Below are 18229 nucleotides of genomic sequence, written 5' to 3' on the forward strand. Positions count from 1 at the left end.
CCGCATCGGGCCCCGCCTCCTTCTGGATCATCCTGCCCGTCAGTCGATCACCGAATGATGCACTTCCGAGGCCGATCGGGGGATGCGAGGTATCACCCCAACACCTGACTACATCCGGCGAGCCGGACGGCCTACGGTGGCTCCCTCAGGGTTCTCGTCCCGAAGGGATCTGGTTCAGGCATGGACGACGTCGGAGCCGCGCGTGCAGAGGATGGAACGAGCGGAGCTGCTCCACCCGTCTGGCACCGATCCTTCGGGTCTCGTCGGTTCGCTGCCGACGCCCGCGCGCCTCCGCCTCACTCCTCGGGCGATCTTCCTCGATCTCGACGCTCGGCCTAGCGAAGAGATCGACGTCGGGAGTACGTTGGAACGTGGGTCACCGTACAGCTCAACCCCCGAAGGAGCCGATCGATGGGCACACCCCAGACCGATGTCGACATGTGGTCATCCTCCCCCAGCGCGATCCGGGGGCCGGTCTTCAAGACCACCAGGCGCGGGTACGACCAGACCGAGGTGATGGAGTACATCCGAGACCTGACCGCACGCCTCGAGACCGTCGAGAAACAGGCGCGAACACTGCAGGCCGACGTTGAGCGGGCGCGCGAAGACCGGGACGTAGCGTTCGGCGAGCGGGACGAGGCACTGCGGGGGCGAGCCGGCGACGCCTACGAGCGGACCTCCGCCCGCGTCGCCGAGCTCCTGATGGGGGTCGACCGGGAGGTCGAAAGGATCCAGGCGGAGGCGCGAGCGGAGGTGGAGCGGATGTTGGCCGACGCCGAGACCGAAGCCTCTCGCATACGGGCGGAGGCAGCGGAACAGCGCCGTGCTGCCGATCAAGCGAAGCGCCGGGCCCGGGAAGAGGCCGAGCGCTCCGTCGCCGATCTGACGTCACAGCGCGAACGCATCCTCGAGGAGCTTCGACTCGCAGGCGCCAGGATGCTCGATGTCATCGCCGGCCTGGAGACACCCACCGAGGACCTCGACACGAGACCGACGGCGAGAGACGACGCTCATGGATCGAAGGGGGAAGCCCCGCCTGTCGCGATCCCCGACCTCCAGACCGAACGCCCGACGTAGGCGCCTCCATCGGGCGTCACGCGAGGGTCACCGCTGGCCTTCGCGTCGCGTCGCCGGCCGTCGCCTGAAAGCCTCGACCGCCAACTCGGGGTCGATGCCCCGACGGGCGGCGTCGGCCGCGACCTTGCTGCAATCCTCGCACACCATGGCCTGCTGAAGGTCGACGAGAGCGTGCCCGTGCGCAAGGCACTCTTCCCCGCCGACGGCGATGGCTACCGTGAAGGTGCGCTCATGTTGTTGCCCGTCCATGCCGCCTGATCCTGTCGTGTCCCGTACCCGCGAGCGATCCTGGGGCGCATCAGAGGTATCGGCAGGAGACGGCGAGCTGCGCAGTCGCCCGAACGACGGACCCATCGGTCGCTCCTCCGGACCCGGTCCACCGCCCAAACGACGGTCACCTGCGCGTCCGGTGGCCGAGACCAACGGGCCGACCCTTACCATTCCGTATGAGCTCCACCCCGATCGCGGAGCACGCACTGTTGTCGGATTGTCACTCGGCGGCTTTGACCACGCGGGATGGTTCGATCGACTGGCTGTGCGTGCCGAGGTTCGATTCGCCGTCGGTCTTCGGCCGACTCATCGGTACCGACGCCGGACATTGGGCCATCACCTCGGTCGAACGAGCCGAGCGGACTCGACGCTACCTCGACGGGACCATGGTGCTCGAGACGACGGTTCGAACAGGCACCGGTCTGGCCCGAGTGACCGAGGCGATGGCACTCGATCCTGATGAACTGGGGCACGACCTCGGTCGCGACGCGCCGGGCATCGTGGTGCGCGAGATCGAAGGCGTCGAGGGCGCGGTCACGTTCGACATGGAGTTCGCTCCCCGTCCCGACTACGGACGGGTCCGTCCGCTCCTCGCCGGCGTCGACGGTGGGCTGCTCGTGCGCGGTGGAGCCTGTGTGTTGGCACTGTCGTTCCCGGGGGCGCTGCACCCGGGTGACTCGTCGGTTTCGGCGCGGATCGTCGTTCGGGCGGGGGAACGGGTCAACGCCGCCCTCCATCACCAGCCCGAGGGTGGACGTCCGACGGTCTTTCAACCCGCCGAGATCACCGAGCGGCTCCGCGGCACGATCGCGGCCTGGCAACGCTGGTCTGCCGTGCACCAAGCGTACGAGGGGCCCTCGGCCGACCTTGTCTACCACAGCGGCCGGGTGCTCCAGGCCCTCATGTACCAGCCGACGGGTGCCATCGTGGCGGCGCCGACGACCTCGCTCCCGGAGCACGTCGGGGGCGACCGCAACTGGGACTACCGGTTCGCCTGGGTGCGAGACGCGAGCCTGACCCTCGACGCCCTGTGGGTCGCCGCATGCCCCGACGAGGCACACAAGTTCTTCAGCTGGATGGCAGGAGCGGTGGCCTCGGGCGTCGATGCCCACGGCGAGCTGCGGGTGATGTTCGGGGTGGGAGAGGAACACGACCTCAGCGAACGCGAGCTTCCGCATCTCGAGGGATGGCGTGACAGCCGACCGGTTCGCATCGGCAACGACGCCTGGAGGCAGCGACAGCTGGATGTCTACGGGGAGCTGCTGGGTGCGGCTCACCGCCTCCGTTCGTACCTCGGCGCCCTCGACCCATCGACGAAGAGATTCCTTCGCGGGGTCGCCGATGTGGCCGCACAGAACTGGCGATCTGTCGACAACGGGATCTGGGAGGTGCGCGGTGAGCCGCGGCACTTCCTGCATTCCAAGGTGATGTGCTGGGTCGCGCTCGATCGCGCCATCGAGCTCGCACCGACGATCGAAGCCGGCCATCGTCTGGACGATTGGACGGCATCACGCGACGAGATCCGTTCGGCGATCCTCCGCGACGGGTGGAACGACGACGCCGGCGCGTTCACGCAGACCTTCGGTTCCCGCCAGCTCGACGCCTCGAGCCTCGTGATGCCCATCGTCGGGTTCCTCCCTGCCGACGACCCTCGCATGCTGACCACCATCGATGCCATCGAGCGGCACCTCACCGATGAGCGCGGCCTCGTCTTGCGGTATCGCGTCGAGGAAGCTGATGACGGCCTCGAGAGCGACGAGGGCTCGTTCCTGCTCTGCACGTTCTGGCTGGCCGAGGCGCTCGCACTCGGAGGCGAGGTCGAACGAGCTCGAGGCGTGTTCGAACGAGCAGCCGCGTATGCGAACGACGTGGGGCTGATGAGCGAAGAGGTCGACGGTCAGACCGGAGAGATGCTCGGCAATTTCCCACAGGCATTCAGTCACGTCGGGCTGATCAACGCGGCGTGGGCCATCGCTCAGGCAGAGGGCGTGGGTTCGAGCGAGCCCAGATCAGGATGAGGGCGACGACCTCGCGGTGGCGGGAGGGGGGTGGTGGGGATATGCCCGGGTCGGCAGGGTGGCGGGTGGCTGCGATCGTCGTGCTCGGGCTCTTCCTCCTCGGTCAACTCGTGTTCACCCTGATCGGCTTGCTCGGCTTCGGCTTGGGAGGCGGCAGTGGCCCGGAGATCGGGCTCTTCGGGGTCGTTGCGGTCGGTGCGCTCCTGGCACTCCTGTGGCTCTTGACCGCGGTCATCGGCAGGCGCGTCCGACCGGCGACAGCGCTCTTCGCGCTCGTCGCCCCGGTTCTCGACGTCGCGCTCGCCGTGCTCATCCTCTCCGGCTCGTTGAGGCCCGCATGCACGGAACAGGAGCTGGCGATCATCGCGGAGGTCCCCACGTTCGCGGGTGCGGAGATGACGTTCGAACACGAGTCCTCGAGCGGTGCCTGCAGCGGCTCGCTCGACGTGACGGCGACGGCCGACGAGGTCGTGGCGCACTACCGGAACGAGCTCGAAGGGGGCGGTTGGACGGTCGCCATCGACGACGTGCCAACGGAAGCCCCGGAGGGCGAAGTGGTCGACGCGCGAGAACTCCGGGCCGAGCGTGACGGCGCGGTATTCACCATCGCTCTCGAGTCGTGGTCGGGCCGAACGAGCGCCGCCATCCGAGTCGACGCCTCGGCCGCACAGGCGGCGTGAGCCTCCTCGGCGCCGCTCGCTCGTTCGCTAGTGAACGTCTCGCTCGACGACGCTTCGACGTTCGACGACGTCGGCGGAGTACCCAGCCGCGATCTCTCGATCGGCTCGCGTATGCATCCGGGTCCCCCAGATCCCGCCGAGCACCGCACCCAGGACCATGAGGACGGCGAACGCGACCGAACTGATGATCGCCTCGATCGTCACGTCCTCGCCGGAGAACCAGTTCGGCAGGGAAGCCTTCGCGACGCGCAGGTCGTCGAACAGGTTGTACGTGTTGCCGGCGATCGCTCCGACAGCCGCGAGCACCACGCCCAGCACGATGAACCACAGGGCGACCATGAACCCGTTCAGCGCGCCGTTGTATCGCGCCATACGGCCGGCGGCCCAGCCCCCCAGCAGGAAGGCGAGGAAGATCACCACGCCCGCGGTGATCAGCGCCCCGAGCGACAGCTCTTCCTCGTTGCCCTCGACCCCGGTCTGGAAGGCGATGGCCCCGATCGCCGCGGAGGCGAGCCCGGCGAGCAGGAGGAGCGCCGCCAAGGCGACGAGCATCCCCGCGAGGCTCGCCGGCAGATCCTTGCCGCCGAACCGCTCTCGAGCTGCATCCACGCCACCGATATCGCGGCGGTCACGTTCGAGATCGGACATCGTCCCGTCCTTTCGGTCTTCGTTCCTGGCCGTGCGGCCGCCAGATGTCCTACCCGCGGATATCAAAGCTCAATCCGCGCGCGACGGTGGGACTCGCCCACGTTCGTCGCTGCGCCTTGAGCGCTGCTGCCCCGCAAGGACGAAAACGATTCGAGCGCAAGAGCCGAGGGCGCGCCGCGGTGTGGGGAGAACTTCCGACTCGCGCATGACGGCGCACCGCGCTACCGTCCGACGGGTCGGCACCTGTCGCGATTCGCGCGAAGTGACTGACCCCGGCGGCCCGCCTCCTGGGCCTTCTTGCTCCCTCGGATCGCTGATCCAGCGAACGGAGGAGCACCATGAGGAGTCGCACGATCCTCGCGATCGTCGCGGTGACGATCGCGGCAGCGTTCCCAGCATGGACGACGGCAGCGGCCCCGCTTCGGCTCCTCGGCTCGCCTCGCCAAGGATCGACAGCCGATGCGGTCATCACCTGGAATGAGAATGCCGGACAGGCAGCGATCGCGGCGTGCATCGCTCCTACCGGCAACCCGCTCCACGAGTCGCGCATGTACGCCATGATGCATGTGGCGATCCATGACGCCCTGAATGCGATCGACCGACGATCTCAGCCATACGCGTTCCGTGGTGGTACGAACCGTCCGGTGTCTCCCAACGCCGCAGTCGCCACGGCCGCGCGAGATGTCCTCGTTCCCCTCTTGAGCGAACTCCCTGACCCGTTCCCTCAGGAGTGCATCGACGCGGGCGTCGCGAGCGTGGAAGCGGACTATGCGGCCGCGCTCGACGCTATCCCGGATGGGGCGGCCAAGAGCAGGGGAATGAGGAAGGGGGCAAAGGCAGCCGCGGCCATCCTCTCGCTCCGAGCCTCGGACGGGTCAGACACTCCGCTGTTGGACACCGCGTATCCTCAGGGCACCGATCCCGGCGAGTACCGGTTCACGCCCGGAACCCCGTTCGCCTTCGCTCCCGGCTGGGCCGACGTGACCCCGTTCGTGCTGCGAGAGAGCTCGCAGTTCCGCCCGAGTGCGCCGTACCGAGTGACCAGCGAGGGATACACGAAGGACTTCCGTCAGGTGAAGCGGCTCGGTGGCGACAACACCTCCACACCCAGCGACCGCACAGCCGCGCAGACCGAGATCGCCTTGTTCTGGGTCGAGAGTTCACCGTTGCAGTGGAACCGGATCGCCAGAACCGTGTCCGCCGACAGGGACCTCGACCTGTGGGAGAACGCGCGACTGTTCGGTCTGCTCAACCTCGCCATGGCCGATGGCTACATCGGCTCCTTCGAGACCAAGTACCTCTACAACTTCTGGCGTCCCGTCACGGCGATCCGAAACGCCGATACCGACGGCAACCCCAACACCAACGTCGACGCGGACTGGACCCCGCTGGTGCAGACTCCTCCCATCCCTGATTACGACTCGGCACACAGTGTCGAAGGCGGTGCAGCGGCCCAGGTCCTCCGTCGGTTCTTCGGGACCGACGAGATCAACTTCGAGACCTGCAGCTTGACGCTTCCTGCCGGAAGCACGTGCGATGACATGGCGTCGGTGACGCGTTCGTATTCGAGCTTCTCCGAGGCAGCGGACGAGAACGCGTTCGCCCGCGTCCTGGTGGGTTTCCATTTCCGGAAGGCGTGCCAGGTGGGCGTCCAGCACGGCCGCGAGATCGCCGACCGCGCTTTCAGGCTGTTCTTGCGTCCCGTCCACTAACACCCGTCTCCGAGGCACTCCTCCTGGAAGACCTCGTCGCCGTCGGCGGTGCCCACGAACGAGCCGCGCACCGCGTTGCCGATCTCCGCCGACCCCGTCGTCGCCTCGCCTTCCAGCACGAGCTCCTCACCCTCGGTCGACGATCCGGTGCATCGCACCTCGATGCGCTCCGCGCCCCCACTGGACGAGGCCTCGCAGTCGAGGGTCCCGTCCACCTCGAAGCTCTCGCGCTCGAAGGCTCCGGCACCCGCGGCGGCGGCGATGTTGCGAACCACCGCCTCGGTGCCCTGGTCGACGAGGTCACCTCGCTGATCCTCGGTGCACGAGATGCCGGCGAACCCCAACAGCACGACGGCAGACACGACAGTCACCCGTCCGATCACGAGTCCATCTCCATCCCTCTCGCCCTCCAGGTTGTCGATGTGGCCATACCCAGATGGGTCGCGGCTCACTCGGACCAGAGGATCCCGCCGCGACCAGGACCGCCATGGGCGAAGGATGAGATGACGACTCAACCCGTGTGCCCGTGCGAACGCCCGCCGCCCAGGCGCGCCTGTTTCGCGTCTTCCACGCTGCGCTTGAGCGCCTCCATCAGCTCCTCGACCCGTGAGGGCGGAGATGTCGTATCCGTCTCGGTCTCAGCCGTCTCGACAGGCGCCTTCTCCGCGATGAGGCGCAGGAGCTCGTCGCGGTACTCGTCGGCATACCGATCCGGATCCCACGACGTCGCGAGCATCTCGACGAGCTGCTCCGCCAGGCGCAGCTCTCGTTCCGAGACCTCCCCGTCGAGGGGTGACAGCACCTCTGCCGGCGCTCGCACCTCGTCACCGAAGTAGAGCGTCTCGAGCACGAGCGCTTCCTCGGTGGAACGCACCGCGACGAGGTGTGGCTTGGTTCTGAGCACGAAGCGGCCGATGCCGACGCGCTCGGTCCGTTCGAGCGCGAGCTGCAGCAGTCGGTACGGCTTCGAGGCGTCTCGACGAGGAGCGAGGAAGTAGCTCTTTTCGAAGAACACGGGATCGATCGCCTCGAGCTCGACGAAGTCCTCGAGTTCGATCGTCGAGCTCCTCGATGGACGGACCTGCTCGATCTCCTCCTGCTCGAGCATCGCGAACCGTCCAGGTTCCACCTCGTAGCCACGGACGAGTTCGCCGTAGGCGAGCTCACGGTCCGATCGTTCGGCCTCGGCACCCGTGGCCGGGGAGACGTCTCCTCGCGACCCAGCGACTCCTGGCATCGGGACGTCCGCGCCGCCCGCCTCGACGTCCACGAGCCCGCCTTCCGGTGGCAGAGCGCCGGTCCCGGAGAGCGGCTCCTCCGCGAATCTGCGGTAGCGGACCCGGCGACCCTCTCGATCGAAGAGGTGGAAGCGGACATCTTTCGGACTCGTCGCGGGATAGAGGGCCACGGGGATCGACACCAATCCGAACGAGAGGGTCCCGGTCCACACGGCTCGAGGCATGTCCGACCCTTACCCTCCCCCGGTTCTGCCCACGCCGTCATGAACGACGGGAAGGGTGAAGCTGATCGTCGTTCCTGGCGAACCTTCCCTCGCGTTGTCCGAGGCCACGGAGATCGTGCCCCCATGCGCCTGCACCAGACCGCGAGCGATCGCCAAGCCGAGACCGGTGCCGCCGGAATCGGACGTCTTGACGAAGCGGTCGAAGACGACGGGCAGCATCTCGTCGGCGATCCCGGTTCCGGTGTCGGCGACGCGAAACATGATCGCCGCGGCGTCGCCGAGCGATGCCTGAGACGCTGCAACCTCGATGCGTCCTCCTCGCGGCGTGTGTCGTAGCGCGTTCTGCAGCACGTTCGAGAGCACCTCGCCGATCCGTAGAGCATCGACCTCGATCGTCGGCAGGTCGCCCGGGATGTGTGACACGAGCGCGACCCCGCGCTCCTCAGCCTCACCGATGAACGATGCCATCGCATCATCGATCAGCGCGCGAGGCGCGATCGACTCTCGGTGGAGCACGAGTGCGCCGGCCTCGGCTGTCGACAGCGTGCGGAGATCGTCCAACAACCTCCCGAGGACGTCGGTCTCGGCGAGCACGGTGCGCAGGTGATGCGGATCCGCCGGATAGAGGCCGTCGAGCATCGCCTCGACGTTGCCGCGGATCACGGCCAGCGGGGTCCGCAGCTCGTGCGCGAGGTCGGCGAGCAGCTCACGACGCCGCTCCTCATCGGTTTCCAGACGCCCGGCCATGCGATTGAACGCCTCCGCGAGCTGTCGATCGTCTCTCCCGCCCCGAACCTCGACCCGAGCGGAGAGATCGCCGTCCGCGACGCTGCCCACGGCCTCCATCACGTCGCCGACCGGACCGGCCGTCCGGCGCACCCCGCGCATCACGAAGACGAACGCGACGACCAGCCCCACCAGCACGAAGAGCGGGAAGGGGAAGAACGCCGGAGGCCCGTCTCCCTGCCCCCGATCCCACCCCCCGCCGAAGATCCATCCGAGCACCCAGCCGGAGACGACCAAGAGCAGCACGAGCGCTCCGACACCGATCAGCACCCGTCGCACGAATCTCCGGCGCATGCCACCCCACGATCCCCACCCCCCGTGCGGTGGGAACGGCTCTCCCTCGGGCCACCAGGGTGGCCGTCCGCCGCCCCACGGCGGCTCGCCTGCGCCGCCGCGTCGCCCGCTGTGACGCTCACCCATCGGCGAACCGGTATCCGATGCCGTGCACGGTGAGCACGTAGCGCGGCTTTCTCGTGTCGGGCTCGATCTTGCGGCGAAGGTTCTTCACGTGCGCATCGATCGCCCGCTCGTACGACTCGATCGCCATGCCATGGATCGCATCGAGGAGCTGGCCGCGGGTGAACACGCGTCCCGGTTCGCGCGCGAGGGTCACCAGCAGGTCGAACTCCGTCGGCGTGAGCTCGACCGCCTCGCCCCCGACCGCCACTCGCATCCGCATCAGGTCGACCTCGAGATCGCCCACGCGCAGCAGCTCGGCCTTCGTGCCGGTGACGGGGTCCGTTCGGCGCAGGACCGCCCTGACGCGAGCCACGAGCTCCTTCGGGCTGAAGGGCTTCACCACGTAGTCGTCGGCCCCCAGCTCCAGCCCCGCGATGCGATCGGACTCCTCGCCGCGGGCCGTCACCATCACGATCGGCACCGAGGAGCTCCGCCGAAGCTCGCGGGCGACGTCGAGCCCGTCGATGCTCGGGAGCCCCAGGTCCAGCACGACGAGATCCGGCCTCTCGCCCCGCGCCGCGGCGAGCGCAGCCGAGCCGTCGGCGACCAGCGTCACGCGGAACCCGGCGTCCTCGAGGTAGTCGCGCACGAGGCGCGAGATCTTCATCTCATCGTCGACGACCAGGATGTGGCGGGGCACGGCGTCGTCCTCCTGTGGGACGGTGCTCAGTCTGACATCGAACGCGAGGCGGGAGCGGAGCCGTGTCCGGCCTCCGCTCCGGGGCGCCTTCCTCGCGTTCGTGAGAGCCGTCGAGCGATCAGGCGGCCGCCGTCGGGGACGGCGGCGCCTCCGGGTCGGGCCGAGACGCGCTCCCGCCCGACTCGTGCATCTCCCTGTGCCAGGCCTCCGCCCTCGAGCGCCATTCGTCACGCGGACCGCCCGGCCCCCAACCGCCGGGGCCGTCTTGGGGTCCCCAACCACGGCCGGGCCCCCAACCGCCGCCACGCCACACGAGGGCGCGTACGAGCAGGATCACCCCGATCACGAACAAGGGGAAGAGCAGGAACCCGAAGGGGAAGAACCCGCCGTGACCCCAGCCCCCGTAACCGAAGCCGGGACCGACCACGCGAACGACGTCGGAGCCGTCGGGCGCCGTTGTCTCGAGCGTTTGGATCTGTTGCGCCACACCGTGAGCTTCGCCGGCGTTGTACGCGCCGACCGCGATGCCGACCCCGGCCAGCACGATCAATGCCGCCGCGAGGATCATCGTTCCTCGTCTCATCGTTCCGACCTCCTCCGCGGGCTGATCGTGCGTCGCTGCCCGCACCCCCGATGCTGGCGCCGGCGTGTGAATCTCGCGTGAAGGCGGTGGGGAGGAATCGCGACCCGTCCGACGTGCCCCGCGGGAGGACTCGGCCGTCGGGAATGGTGACGTCCGGCGATGAGTTTCGCCCTCTGAACCCGTCCGCACCGACGACGGCATCCGGAGGGCCCTCCGTGTTCACCTCGAATCGCCCGATCCCACCGGCGACCCCGGCGTCGGTGCAGCGCACGTACCTCGTGCTCCTGCTCGGCAACACGCTTGCGGCCTCGCTTATCTGGGGGATCAACACGATCTTCCTGCTCGATGCGGGACTGTCGAACACACAGGCCTTCACGGCGAACGCGTTCTTCACCGCTGGGATGGTCCTGTTCGAGGTGCCGACCGGCGTGATCGCCGACACGGTCGGCCGCCGTGCCTCGTACCTGCTGGGATCGCTGACGCTTGCCGCGTCGACGCTGCTCTACGTGTTGCTCTGGCAGATCGAGGCGCCGTTCTGGCAGTGGGCCGTGGTCTCCCTGCTGATCGGCCTGGGGTTCACGTTCTTCTCAGGTGCGGTCGAGGCATGGGTCGTCGACGCGATGACGGCGACCGGCTATACGGGCACGATGGAGTCGGTCTTCGGACGCGGTCAGATCGTGAGCGGCGTCGCGATGCTCGTCGGCTCCGTCGCCGGCGGATTCATCGCCCAGCAGATCGGGCTCGGTGTGCCGTTCGTCCTGCGCGGGCTGGTCTTGTTCGCGATGTTCGCGGTGGCGTTCCGGTTGATGCACGACGTGGGATTCACACCGCACACGCGAGGACGTCTGGTCCCGGAGATCCGCAGGATCGTCGCGGCCTCGGTCGACCACGGGCTGCGCGTGCCGGCGATACGGTGGCTGATGCTCGAGAACCTCTTCACGGGTGGCGTCGCGTTCTACGCCTTCTACGCGCTACAGCCCTACTTGCTCGAGCTCTACGGTGATCCCGAGGCGTACCAGATCGCCGGGCTCGCCGCCGCGATCGTCGCAGGGGCACAGATCCTCGGCGGAGCCGTCGCTCCCCGATACGGCCGGTTGTTCCGCCGGCGGACGTCGGCGTTGCTCCTGTCGGTCGCCGCGGGCACGGCCTCGTTGGCGCTGATCGGCGTCGTCCGATCGTTCTGGGGCGTGGTCGCGCTGATCGTCGTGTGGGCATTGACGTTCGCGGCGTCGTTCCCGATCCGGCAGAGCTACATGAACGCGCTGATCCCGTCGAGCGAACGCGCCACGATCCTGTCGTTCGACTCCCTGATGGACTCGGCGGGCGGCGTGTGGGCGCAGCCGATGCTGGGTCGCGCCGCCGACGTGTGGGGATACGCGTCGTCCTACCTCATCGCCTCGGCGATCTCTTCGCTCGCGATCCCGTTCATCGCGCTTTCCCGCCGCGAGCGCGCAGAGGCCGACGTGTACACGGAGGCCGATCCAGCCACATCGGGCTGATCGGCGCAGCGGGGGGACCGTCGCCACGGCGGAGGAAGGACGGTCGGGCCCGCCAGGAGCATCCGGACTCAGGTCACTCGGGTCTCGCGGAGGTCAAGCCGAAGGCTTCAGCGGTCCCGAGGCGCGGAGAGCTGTGTAGGCGATCGTGGCGATCGACCACACGATCAAGAGCAGTGGCGCTGCGAGGCCGGCAGGAAGGTGCGGGAGCGAGAGTTCCACGGAATGCAAGAGTAGGAACGGGCTCGCACCCGCTGAAGGGTCTCCTTCCCGACGTCAAGTGCGGCAGTGCCCGCTGCGCCCGATGCCCGATCACAGGTCGATCTGTGGAGCGACCTCCTGCAGCCCTTCGATCGAGACCGCGAGGAACTCGTCCAGCGGCAGGCCGATGCTCGGCTCCACGCCAGTGACCTCGTCGCGGTTCACGCCCGGCGCGAACGATCGCTCCTTGAGCTTCTTCTTCACGCTCGAGACCTTCATGCCGGCAGAACGCTCGGGGCGGACGAGCGCCGACGCGACGAGCAGGCCGGCGACCGCGTCGGCATGGACGATCGCCGTCGACATCCGGTCGGAGCGGTACTCATCGTAGGCGTGGGCGAGGACGCCGTTCACGACGCGCTCGTCGACGCCGGCCTCGCGGAGCCAGCCGGCGGCCAAGCGGGCGTGCTGCGCGCCGTCGTCACCGGTGTGGTCCTGATCGAGGTCGTGGAAGAGACCGGTGAGGCCCCACAGGTCCTGGTCTTCGTCGAACCGGCCAGCGAGCGAGCGCATCACGCCCTCGACCGAGACTAGGTGTCGGTAGGTCGTCTCCTTGAGGCACCGCTCGCGGGCGAACGCGTGGGCGGTCTCGCGGTCCATCAGCTCGTCGGTCACGACTGGATGATAGGCAGCTCGGAGCCGAGGCGAAGCCGTCCCGTCACTCCCGACAGGGGCCTGGCCACCCGACCGCGATGACACAGCGCATAAGATGAAGTTGGGCAAGCCGGAGGCGACGCATGACGACCGTTCGAGAGGTCATGAGCACCGATCTGGTCACGGTGAAGCCCTCGACGATGACGGTCGAGGCCGTCGGGGCCATGGGGAAGGCGGGGGTTGGTTCCGTCCTCGTGGTCGAGGACGATGCGTTGCTGGGCATCTTCACCGAACGGGACGTCCTCCGTGCGTTCGATCAGATGCATGCCGACCCCGCTCGCGTCTCTCCTATCTCGAAGGGCATGACCAGGGAGCCGCAGACCATCGACCCCGATGCCACCGTGGGTGAGGCGATGGACCGGATGCTCGACGGAGGCTTCCGGCATCTCCCGGTGATCGACGGCGACTCTCTCGTCGGCATCGTCTCCATGCGCGACCTCGCACGGAGCATCTCGAAGGCTTGAGCGGAGCGGGTGCGCCCGGTGATCCTGGCAGCCCAGGTCGACGTCGCCTCACTCGCCGACGTGATCCGTTCCAGGAAGCCGCCGGTCCAAGAGTCCTAATCACAACCGGGTATCGGGGGGTCGGGAAACCGGTCGTCGGCCCGATGCCAGCGGGTGCGTCGTTCGGCACACTGGCGTCCATGAGCGACCCGGTCCCCTTCTGTGAGCAGTGCGGCCGGCCCGGACCGTCGCTGTCGGGCATGCACGTGGGCGACGACGGCACCGTGCGATGGACGCTCTACCGGTGCGGCCACGTGATCACCCACGTCGTCCTCGACGACGCACCGCAGCCCGGACCGCAGCCGGAACCGCAGCCGCTCGGCTCCTAGGCCGGCGGCCCTCAGGCGCCGAGGTTCTTGAAGACCTCGTAGACCATGAAGGCGGGCCAGAAGAGTCCCGCGATGAAGGCGAGCACGTACTCCCAGAACTGGTCGGCCGCCTGCCAGTAGTAGACGAACGCACCGAAGATGCCGAGGCCGTAGATCGCGCCTCCGCCTGCCGCCGCCCCTGCGTTGCTGTTGCCCATGGCTACCCACCTTTCCCGTCGGCGGGCCGATCGGGATCCGCCGGAACCGATGATGGCACACGGACGAGCGGTCTTTCCGCATCGGCGGTGCGCGGAACGGGTTGACCGAACGCCACCGGATTCGGCACCCTCGTCGCGTGGAGGGGATGCAGCACCACACGGCGACGCAGGCGGGCCCGTTCTCTCGGGACACGTCCGGGCTGCCGACGGCACACGAGACCGAGAGCGTCCGGCTGGCCGACGGGGACGAGCTCGACCTCACGATCGCGCCGGTCGCGAATCGGATCGGCGACGACCTGGTCCGGATGCTGGCCTACAACGGCTCGATCCCGGGACCGAGCCTGCGGGTGCGGCAGGGCGACGAGATCGTCGTACACGTGACGAACGATGCCGACGTCGAGGCGACCGTGCACTGGCACGGGCTGCGGCTCGAGAACCGCTACGACGGCGTGCCCCACGACACCCAGAAGCCGATCCCCATCGGGGGGAACTTCACCTACCGCGTGCGGTTCCCCGACGAGGGCCTGTACTGGTACCACCCGCACATCCGCGAGGACTCCACGCAGGACTCGGGGCTGTACGGGACGATCGTCGTGGAGCCGAGCGACCCCGACTACTGGCCGCCGTGCGATCGCGAGGTCGTGCTCACGGTCGACGACGTGCTGATGGAGGACGGACGGCTCGCCCCGTACGACCAGGCCGGCCCCGATCACACGGCCATGGGGCGGTTCGGCAACGTGCTGCTCGTCGCCGGACTTCCGGACTGGCGCATGGAGGTCGCTCGAGGCGAGGTCGTGCGCCTGTTCCTCGTCAATACGGCCAACACGAGGGTCTTCAACGTCGGCGTGTCGGGCGCACGCATGAAGCTGGTGGGGGGCGACAGCGGTCGCTACGAACGGGAGACGTTCATCGAGGAGACGCTGATCGCCCCCTCCGAACGGGCGATCGTCGACGTGCTCTTCGACCGCTCAGGTGAGGTGGTGCTCGAGCACCGCACGCCCGATCGCACGGACGAGTTGGGCCGCATCACGGTCGGCGAGGGAACCCCGACGCCCGCCGCCGGCGCCTTCGACACGCTCCGCCGCGCCCCCGAGCTCGAGGCGGAGCGCGCCCCGGCTACAGCACGACCTCGAGCGAGAGCCCGACAAGACCCTCGCGCTCGTCGCCGAGATGGACATGGTGGCGACGCCCCGTGCCGCGTCCGACGAGGGGCCACGTTTCGCATGCCCGATGGACCCCCAGGTCGTGAGCCTCGAACCGGACCGCTGCCCGATCTGCGGCATGAAGCTGCTGCCGATCGAGTTCGTGCCGGCGGCGCTCGAGCTCCTAGAGACGGGGTCGGGCGGCGGCCACCCCGCCGACGACGATGCGCACGCCGATCACTCGGAAGGAAGCATCGAGTGGGAAGACACGATGGAGGAGATCAACCGCTCGACGGACCCGTCCAACATGCGATGGGTGCTCGAGGACCGCGCGACGGGCAAGCGCAACGCCGGGATCGACTGGGCGTTCACGGTCGGCGACCGCGTCAAGATCCGTCTCGAGAACGAGATGGACTCGGACCACCCGATGCACCACCCCTTCCACATCCACGGTGCGGGGCGGTTCCTCGTGGTCTCGCGCGGAGGCGTGACCGAGCCGAACCTGGTCTGGAAGGACACGGTGCTGATCAAGACCGGCGAAACGGTCGACATCGTGCTCGATGTGTCGAATCCGGGGCTCTGGATGGCCCACTGTCACATCGCGGAGCACGCCGAGAGCGGCATGATGTTCAGCTTCGACGTGGCGAGGAGGTAGCGCATGGCGATGGTGACGGACCCGGTCTGCGGCATGAGGATCGACGACGACGACGCGGCGGCGACCGCCGAGCACGACGGCGTGACGTACTACTTCTGCTCGCAGGCCTGCCACGACGCCTTCGTCGCGGACCCAGCCTCGTATGCCCGATGACCTCCTGACGGAGGTCGAGCTCGCCGAGCGTGGCGGCACGACGGTCGGGCGTATCCGGGAGTTGGTCGACCTCGGCATCGTGCGGCCCGACAACGGCATGTTCCGCCGGCGGGACGTGATGGTGGTCCGCGTCGTGGAGACGCTCGAGGCGAAGGGCATCGACGCGGGCTCGGTCGCGGTCGCGGCCGCCTCGGGCGATCTCACGCTCGGCTACCTCGAGAGCGCCGGACGCCGGCACCCGCGGTCCGACACCACGTACGAGCGGCTCGCCGTGGACATCGGCATCGACGTCGAGATGCTCGAGCGCACCTACGTCGCGTTCGGGCTTCCCGCTCCGGCACCCGACGAGCACGTCCGCTCGGAGGACCTCGAGGTGCTGCGGATGCTGCCCGTGCTCATCTCGGCCGGGGTGCCCGAGGGCGAGGTGCTGCGTCTGGCCCGGGTCTGGGGCGATGCCGCGCGGAAGGTCGCGCAGTACCTGACGCACTACATGCACCACGCGATCGAGGAGCAGTACCGGCGTCGTGGCCTGCGGGACAACGAGGCGTTCGAGGCCGCCCTCGCCGAGGTGGGCCTGCGCGCGGGACGCTCGGGCGAGGACATGCTCTCCTGGCTGTTCCGACGCCACTCCGAGACGTTCATGACCGAGCATCAGTTCGAGCACGTCGAGATGGCGCTCGAGCAGGCGGGTGTGCGGTTGCGGCCCGCGAAGACCGTCGGCGCGATCGTTTTCGCCGACCTGACCGGGTACACGCGGCTCACGGAGGAGGCGGGCGACGAGGTGGCGGCCGCCATCTCCGTGAAGCTCGCGGCGCTCGTGAAGGAGGTCGCGGTGCACCATGACGGCGAGGTCGTGAAGATGCTGGGCGACGGCGTGTGCTTCCACTTCCGCGACCCGCGCGACGCGGTGCTCGCGTCGCTCGAGATCGTGCGGAGCGTCGGCCCTCGCGGCCTGCCCCCCGCGCACATCGGGGTGAACGCGGGGCCGGTGATCTACGACGAGGGGGACTACTTCGGCCGCACGGTGAACATCGCCGCGCGCATCGCGTCGGAGGCCGGGCCCGAGGAGGTGCTCGTGGGCGAGGCGGTCCTCGCCACCGGCGGTTCCGACGGGGTGAGCTTCGAGGAGCGAGGCGCGGCCGATCTCAAGGGCATCGCCGACCCGGTTCCGCTGTACCGCGCCGTCACGGCGGAAGGTCTCGGCCGAGGCTGAGTTCCCCGCCGTTCACGGGACTTTCGCCCGTGTGGCATCGACTCCCCCTGTCGCATGCTCGAAGTGCGGGCGAACCTGATGCCTCGGGAGGGTGGCGTGCAACGACGACACGACCTCGACTGGCTCCGGGTGATCGCGGTCTTCTTGTTGCTGCCGTTCCACTCCGCGCGCGTGTTCGATCCGTTCGAGGACTTCTACGTGCACTCGGCCGAGACGAGCGAGGCGCTGTTCTGGTCGGTGATCGCGTTCATCGCCGTGTGGCAGATGGAGCTGTTGTTCGTGCTCGCGGGCGCGGCATCGTGGTACGCGTTCGGTCGCCGAACCGCCCACGAGTACCGCCGCGAGCGCGTGAAGCGGCTGCTCGTGCCGTTCCTGTTCGGGCTGGTCGTGATCGTGCCGATCCAGTCCTACCTGGCGATCGTCTGGCGCGACGGCGGCGGGTCGATCCCCGCCTTCACCGCCGATTACTGGACGATGCACCGGGAGTTCGGCGGCTACGACGGCGGGTTCACGCCCGGCCACCTGTGGTTCATCCTCTACCTGTTCCTGTACTCGATGGTGGCGGCGCCGCTGTTCGCCCGCTGGCGTGCGCGAACCGGGCCGCGACGGTGGGTGCTCTGGTACCTGGCCCTGATGCCGCTCGTGCTGTACATCGGCGACGCGGTGCCGTGGCCCGAGGACGGCCCGCAGAACCTCTTCTACTCGTTCGCGCTGTTCGTCGGAGGATTCCTGCTCGTGTCGGAGCCGCGGCTGGAGGCCGCGATCGACGACGCCTGGCGGTGGCTGACGCCGGTCGCCGGGGCGTTGATCGCGGGGCAGCTGTGGCTCTGGATCTCGGGGACCGGCGAGCGGTGGGACACGGGCGCGACGTCGGTCGTGCTCGACCTCTGGTCCGCGACCGTCACCTGGGTGAGTGTGCTCGCGCTGCTCGCCCTGGGGAAGCGTTACCTCTCGTTCGAGACCGCGTTCCTGCGCTGGGGGAACGAGGCCGCCTACCCGATCTACCTGCTGCACCAGAGCGTGATCATCGTGGTCGCGTGGTCGGCGTTGACCGCGTTCGCGCTGCCGGCGCTGCCGGGGTTCATGGTGGTGTCCGTGGGCTCGCTGCTCACGACCGTCGCGCTCTACGAGCTCGTCGTGAAGCGCACGAACCTCACGCGGTTCCTCTTCGGCATGAAGCCGCTCGCGCGCCTGCCGCGTGAACACCGGGCCCACGTCCCCGCCGTCAGGTGAGCGGCGAACGATCGCGCTTGCGCCCGAGGCCCGCCCTCCGGGACGATGGCGGCGCTGTCGG

21 protein-coding genes are annotated in these 18229 nt (G+C 68.6%); 11 read left to right on the forward strand and 10 right to left on the reverse strand.

Annotation, left to right across the window (positions count from 1 at the left end; all coding sequences use genetic code 11):
* The first annotated feature begins 411 nt into the window (after window positions 1–411).
* Window positions 412–1077: a DivIVA domain-containing protein gene (locus tag VFI59_06820; protein HET6713403.1), complete on the forward strand. Its 666-nt coding sequence runs from the start codon at window positions 412–414 to the stop codon at window positions 1075–1077.
* A 27-nt stretch (window positions 1078–1104) separates the two neighbouring features.
* On the opposite strand, the gene VFI59_06825 is transcribed toward VFI59_06820, so the two are convergent.
* A complete protein-coding gene (locus VFI59_06825) occupies window positions 1105–1326 on the reverse strand; it encodes a hypothetical protein (GenBank protein HET6713404.1) in 222 nt (73 codons plus the stop codon).
* Window positions 1327–1523: 197 nt separating this feature from the next.
* Between VFI59_06825 and VFI59_06830 the strand changes: the two genes are divergently transcribed.
* Together VFI59_06830 and VFI59_06835 are read left to right on the forward strand one after the other, a co-directional pair.
* Window positions 1524–3365, forward strand: coding sequence for a glycoside hydrolase family 15 protein (locus VFI59_06830; protein HET6713405.1), 1842 nt, complete (start codon window positions 1524–1526; stop codon window positions 3363–3365).
* Between the two features lie 65 nt (window positions 3366–3430).
* Entirely contained in the window at window positions 3431–4045 is a 615-nt protein-coding gene (locus VFI59_06835; protein HET6713406.1) for a hypothetical protein, read from the forward strand.
* Between the two features lie 27 nt (window positions 4046–4072).
* On the opposite strand, the gene VFI59_06840 is transcribed toward VFI59_06835, so the two are convergent.
* Entirely contained in the window at window positions 4073–4693 is a 621-nt protein-coding gene (locus tag VFI59_06840; GenBank protein ID HET6713407.1) for a hypothetical protein, read from the reverse strand.
* 890 nt (window positions 4694–5583) lie between these two features.
* On the opposite strand from VFI59_06840, the gene VFI59_06845 reads away from it, so the two are divergent.
* Complete coding sequence (locus VFI59_06845) at window positions 5584–6405, forward strand: vanadium-dependent haloperoxidase (protein ID HET6713408.1); 822 nt, start codon at window positions 5584–5586, stop codon at window positions 6403–6405.
* Here VFI59_06845 and VFI59_06850 read toward each other — a convergent pair.
* The 5 genes from VFI59_06850 to VFI59_06870 form a co-directional block, all read right to left on the reverse strand.
* Window positions 6402–6767: a hypothetical protein gene (locus VFI59_06850; GenBank protein ID HET6713409.1), complete on the reverse strand. Its 366-nt coding sequence runs from the start codon at window positions 6765–6767 to the stop codon at window positions 6402–6404. The two genes, VFI59_06845 and VFI59_06850, sit on opposite strands and share 4 nt — an antisense overlap.
* Before the next feature lie 149 nt (window positions 6768–6916).
* A complete protein-coding gene (locus tag VFI59_06855) occupies window positions 6917–7867 on the reverse strand; it encodes a Ku protein (GenBank protein HET6713410.1) in 951 nt (316 codons plus the stop codon).
* A gap of 9 nt (window positions 7868–7876) precedes the next feature.
* On the reverse strand, window positions 7877–8947 hold the full coding sequence (locus VFI59_06860) for an ATP-binding protein (protein HET6713411.1): 1071 nt from the start codon (window positions 8945–8947) through the stop codon (window positions 7877–7879).
* Window positions 8948–9065: 118 nt separating this feature from the next.
* Window positions 9066–9752, reverse strand: a complete 687-nt coding sequence (locus VFI59_06865; protein ID HET6713412.1) for a response regulator transcription factor — start codon at window positions 9750–9752, stop codon at window positions 9066–9068.
* Between the two features lie 118 nt (window positions 9753–9870).
* Window positions 9871–10335, reverse strand: a complete 465-nt coding sequence (locus tag VFI59_06870; protein HET6713413.1) for a hypothetical protein — start codon at window positions 10333–10335, stop codon at window positions 9871–9873.
* A gap of 215 nt (window positions 10336–10550) precedes the next feature.
* Between VFI59_06870 and VFI59_06875 the strand changes: the two genes are divergently transcribed.
* Window positions 10551–11834 carry an MFS transporter gene (locus tag VFI59_06875; GenBank protein HET6713414.1) on the forward strand — a complete coding sequence of 428 codons (1284 nt, stop codon included), beginning with the start codon at window positions 10551–10553 and terminating at the stop codon, window positions 11832–11834.
* Between the two features lie 93 nt (window positions 11835–11927).
* Here the strand turns inward: VFI59_06875 and VFI59_06880 are convergent, their stop codons facing one another.
* Together VFI59_06880 and VFI59_06885 are read right to left on the reverse strand one after the other, a co-directional pair.
* Window positions 11928–12053 carry a hypothetical protein gene (locus VFI59_06880; GenBank protein ID HET6713415.1) on the reverse strand — a complete coding sequence of 42 codons (126 nt, stop codon included), beginning with the start codon at window positions 12051–12053 and terminating at the stop codon, window positions 11928–11930.
* Between the two features lie 90 nt (window positions 12054–12143).
* A complete protein-coding gene (locus tag VFI59_06885) occupies window positions 12144–12704 on the reverse strand; it encodes an HDIG domain-containing protein (protein ID HET6713416.1) in 561 nt (186 codons plus the stop codon).
* Window positions 12705–12826: 122 nt separating this feature from the next.
* On the opposite strand from VFI59_06885, the gene VFI59_06890 reads away from it, so the two are divergent.
* Both VFI59_06890 and VFI59_06895 read left to right on the forward strand, forming a co-directional pair.
* On the forward strand, window positions 12827–13207 hold the full coding sequence (locus VFI59_06890; protein ID HET6713417.1) for a CBS domain-containing protein: 381 nt from the start codon (window positions 12827–12829) through the stop codon (window positions 13205–13207).
* A gap of 179 nt (window positions 13208–13386) precedes the next feature.
* Entirely contained in the window at window positions 13387–13575 is a 189-nt protein-coding gene (locus tag VFI59_06895; protein ID HET6713418.1) for a hypothetical protein, read from the forward strand.
* Window positions 13576–13586: 11 nt separating this feature from the next.
* Here the strand turns inward: VFI59_06895 and VFI59_06900 are convergent, their stop codons facing one another.
* Complete coding sequence (locus tag VFI59_06900; protein ID HET6713419.1) at window positions 13587–13772, reverse strand: hypothetical protein; 186 nt, start codon at window positions 13770–13772, stop codon at window positions 13587–13589.
* Between the two features lie 1230 nt (window positions 13773–15002).
* On the opposite strand from VFI59_06900, the gene VFI59_06905 reads away from it, so the two are divergent.
* Genes VFI59_06905 through VFI59_06920 form a run of 4 tightly spaced genes read left to right on the forward strand, consistent with a single transcriptional unit; the run spans window position 15003 to window position 18168 of the window.
* Window positions 15003–15569 (forward strand): multicopper oxidase domain-containing protein, encoded by a 567-nt coding sequence (locus VFI59_06905; GenBank protein ID HET6713420.1) that lies wholly within the window; start codon window positions 15003–15005, stop codon window positions 15567–15569.
* Between the two features lie 3 nt (window positions 15570–15572).
* Entirely contained in the window at window positions 15573–15722 is a 150-nt protein-coding gene (locus VFI59_06910; GenBank protein HET6713421.1) for a YHS domain-containing protein, read from the forward strand.
* A complete protein-coding gene (locus VFI59_06915) occupies window positions 15712–16935 on the forward strand; it encodes an adenylate/guanylate cyclase domain-containing protein (protein ID HET6713422.1) in 1224 nt (407 codons plus the stop codon). The genes VFI59_06910 and VFI59_06915 overlap by 11 nt, the downstream gene beginning before the upstream one ends.
* A 54-nt stretch (window positions 16936–16989) precedes the next feature.
* Entirely contained in the window at window positions 16990–18168 is a 1179-nt protein-coding gene (locus tag VFI59_06920; protein ID HET6713423.1) for an acyltransferase family protein, read from the forward strand.
* Window positions 18169–18229 lie beyond the last annotated feature (61 nt).

Source organism: Actinomycetota bacterium (assembly GCA_035697485.1).
Classification (GTDB): Bacteria; Actinomycetota; UBA4738; order UBA4738; family HRBIN12; genus JAOUEA01.

Coding starts and splice junctions, on each gene's coding strand:
- VFI59_06820 (HET6713403.1), top strand. CDS start 412: ATGGGCACACCCCAGACCGATGTCGACATGTGGTCATCCTCCCCCAGC.
- VFI59_06825 (HET6713404.1), bottom strand. CDS start 1,326: ATGGACGGGCAACAACATGAGCGCACCTTCACGGTAGCCATCGCCGTC.
- VFI59_06830 (HET6713405.1), top strand. CDS start 1,524: ATGAGCTCCACCCCGATCGCGGAGCACGCACTGTTGTCGGATTGTCAC.
- VFI59_06840 (HET6713407.1), bottom strand. CDS start 4,693: ATGTCCGATCTCGAACGTGACCGCCGCGATATCGGTGGCGTGGATGCA.
- VFI59_06855 (HET6713410.1), bottom strand. CDS start 7,867: ATGCCTCGAGCCGTGTGGACCGGGACCCTCTCGTTCGGATTGGTGTCG.
- VFI59_06860 (HET6713411.1), bottom strand. CDS start 8,947: ATGCGCCGGAGATTCGTGCGACGGGTGCTGATCGGTGTCGGAGCGCTC.
- VFI59_06870 (HET6713413.1), bottom strand. CDS start 10,335: ATGAGACGAGGAACGATGATCCTCGCGGCGGCATTGATCGTGCTGGCC.
- VFI59_06890 (HET6713417.1), top strand. CDS start 12,827: ATGACGACCGTTCGAGAGGTCATGAGCACCGATCTGGTCACGGTGAAG.
- VFI59_06895 (HET6713418.1), top strand. CDS start 13,387: ATGAGCGACCCGGTCCCCTTCTGTGAGCAGTGCGGCCGGCCCGGACCG.
- VFI59_06900 (HET6713419.1), bottom strand. CDS start 13,772: ATGGGCAACAGCAACGCAGGGGCGGCGGCAGGCGGAGGCGCGATCTAC.
- VFI59_06905 (HET6713420.1), top strand. CDS start 15,003: ATGGACCCCCAGGTCGTGAGCCTCGAACCGGACCGCTGCCCGATCTGC.
- VFI59_06910 (HET6713421.1), top strand. CDS start 15,573: ATGGCGATGGTGACGGACCCGGTCTGCGGCATGAGGATCGACGACGAC.
- VFI59_06915 (HET6713422.1), top strand. CDS start 15,712: ATGCCCGATGACCTCCTGACGGAGGTCGAGCTCGCCGAGCGTGGCGGC.
- VFI59_06920 (HET6713423.1), top strand. CDS start 16,990: ATGCTCGAAGTGCGGGCGAACCTGATGCCTCGGGAGGGTGGCGTGCAA.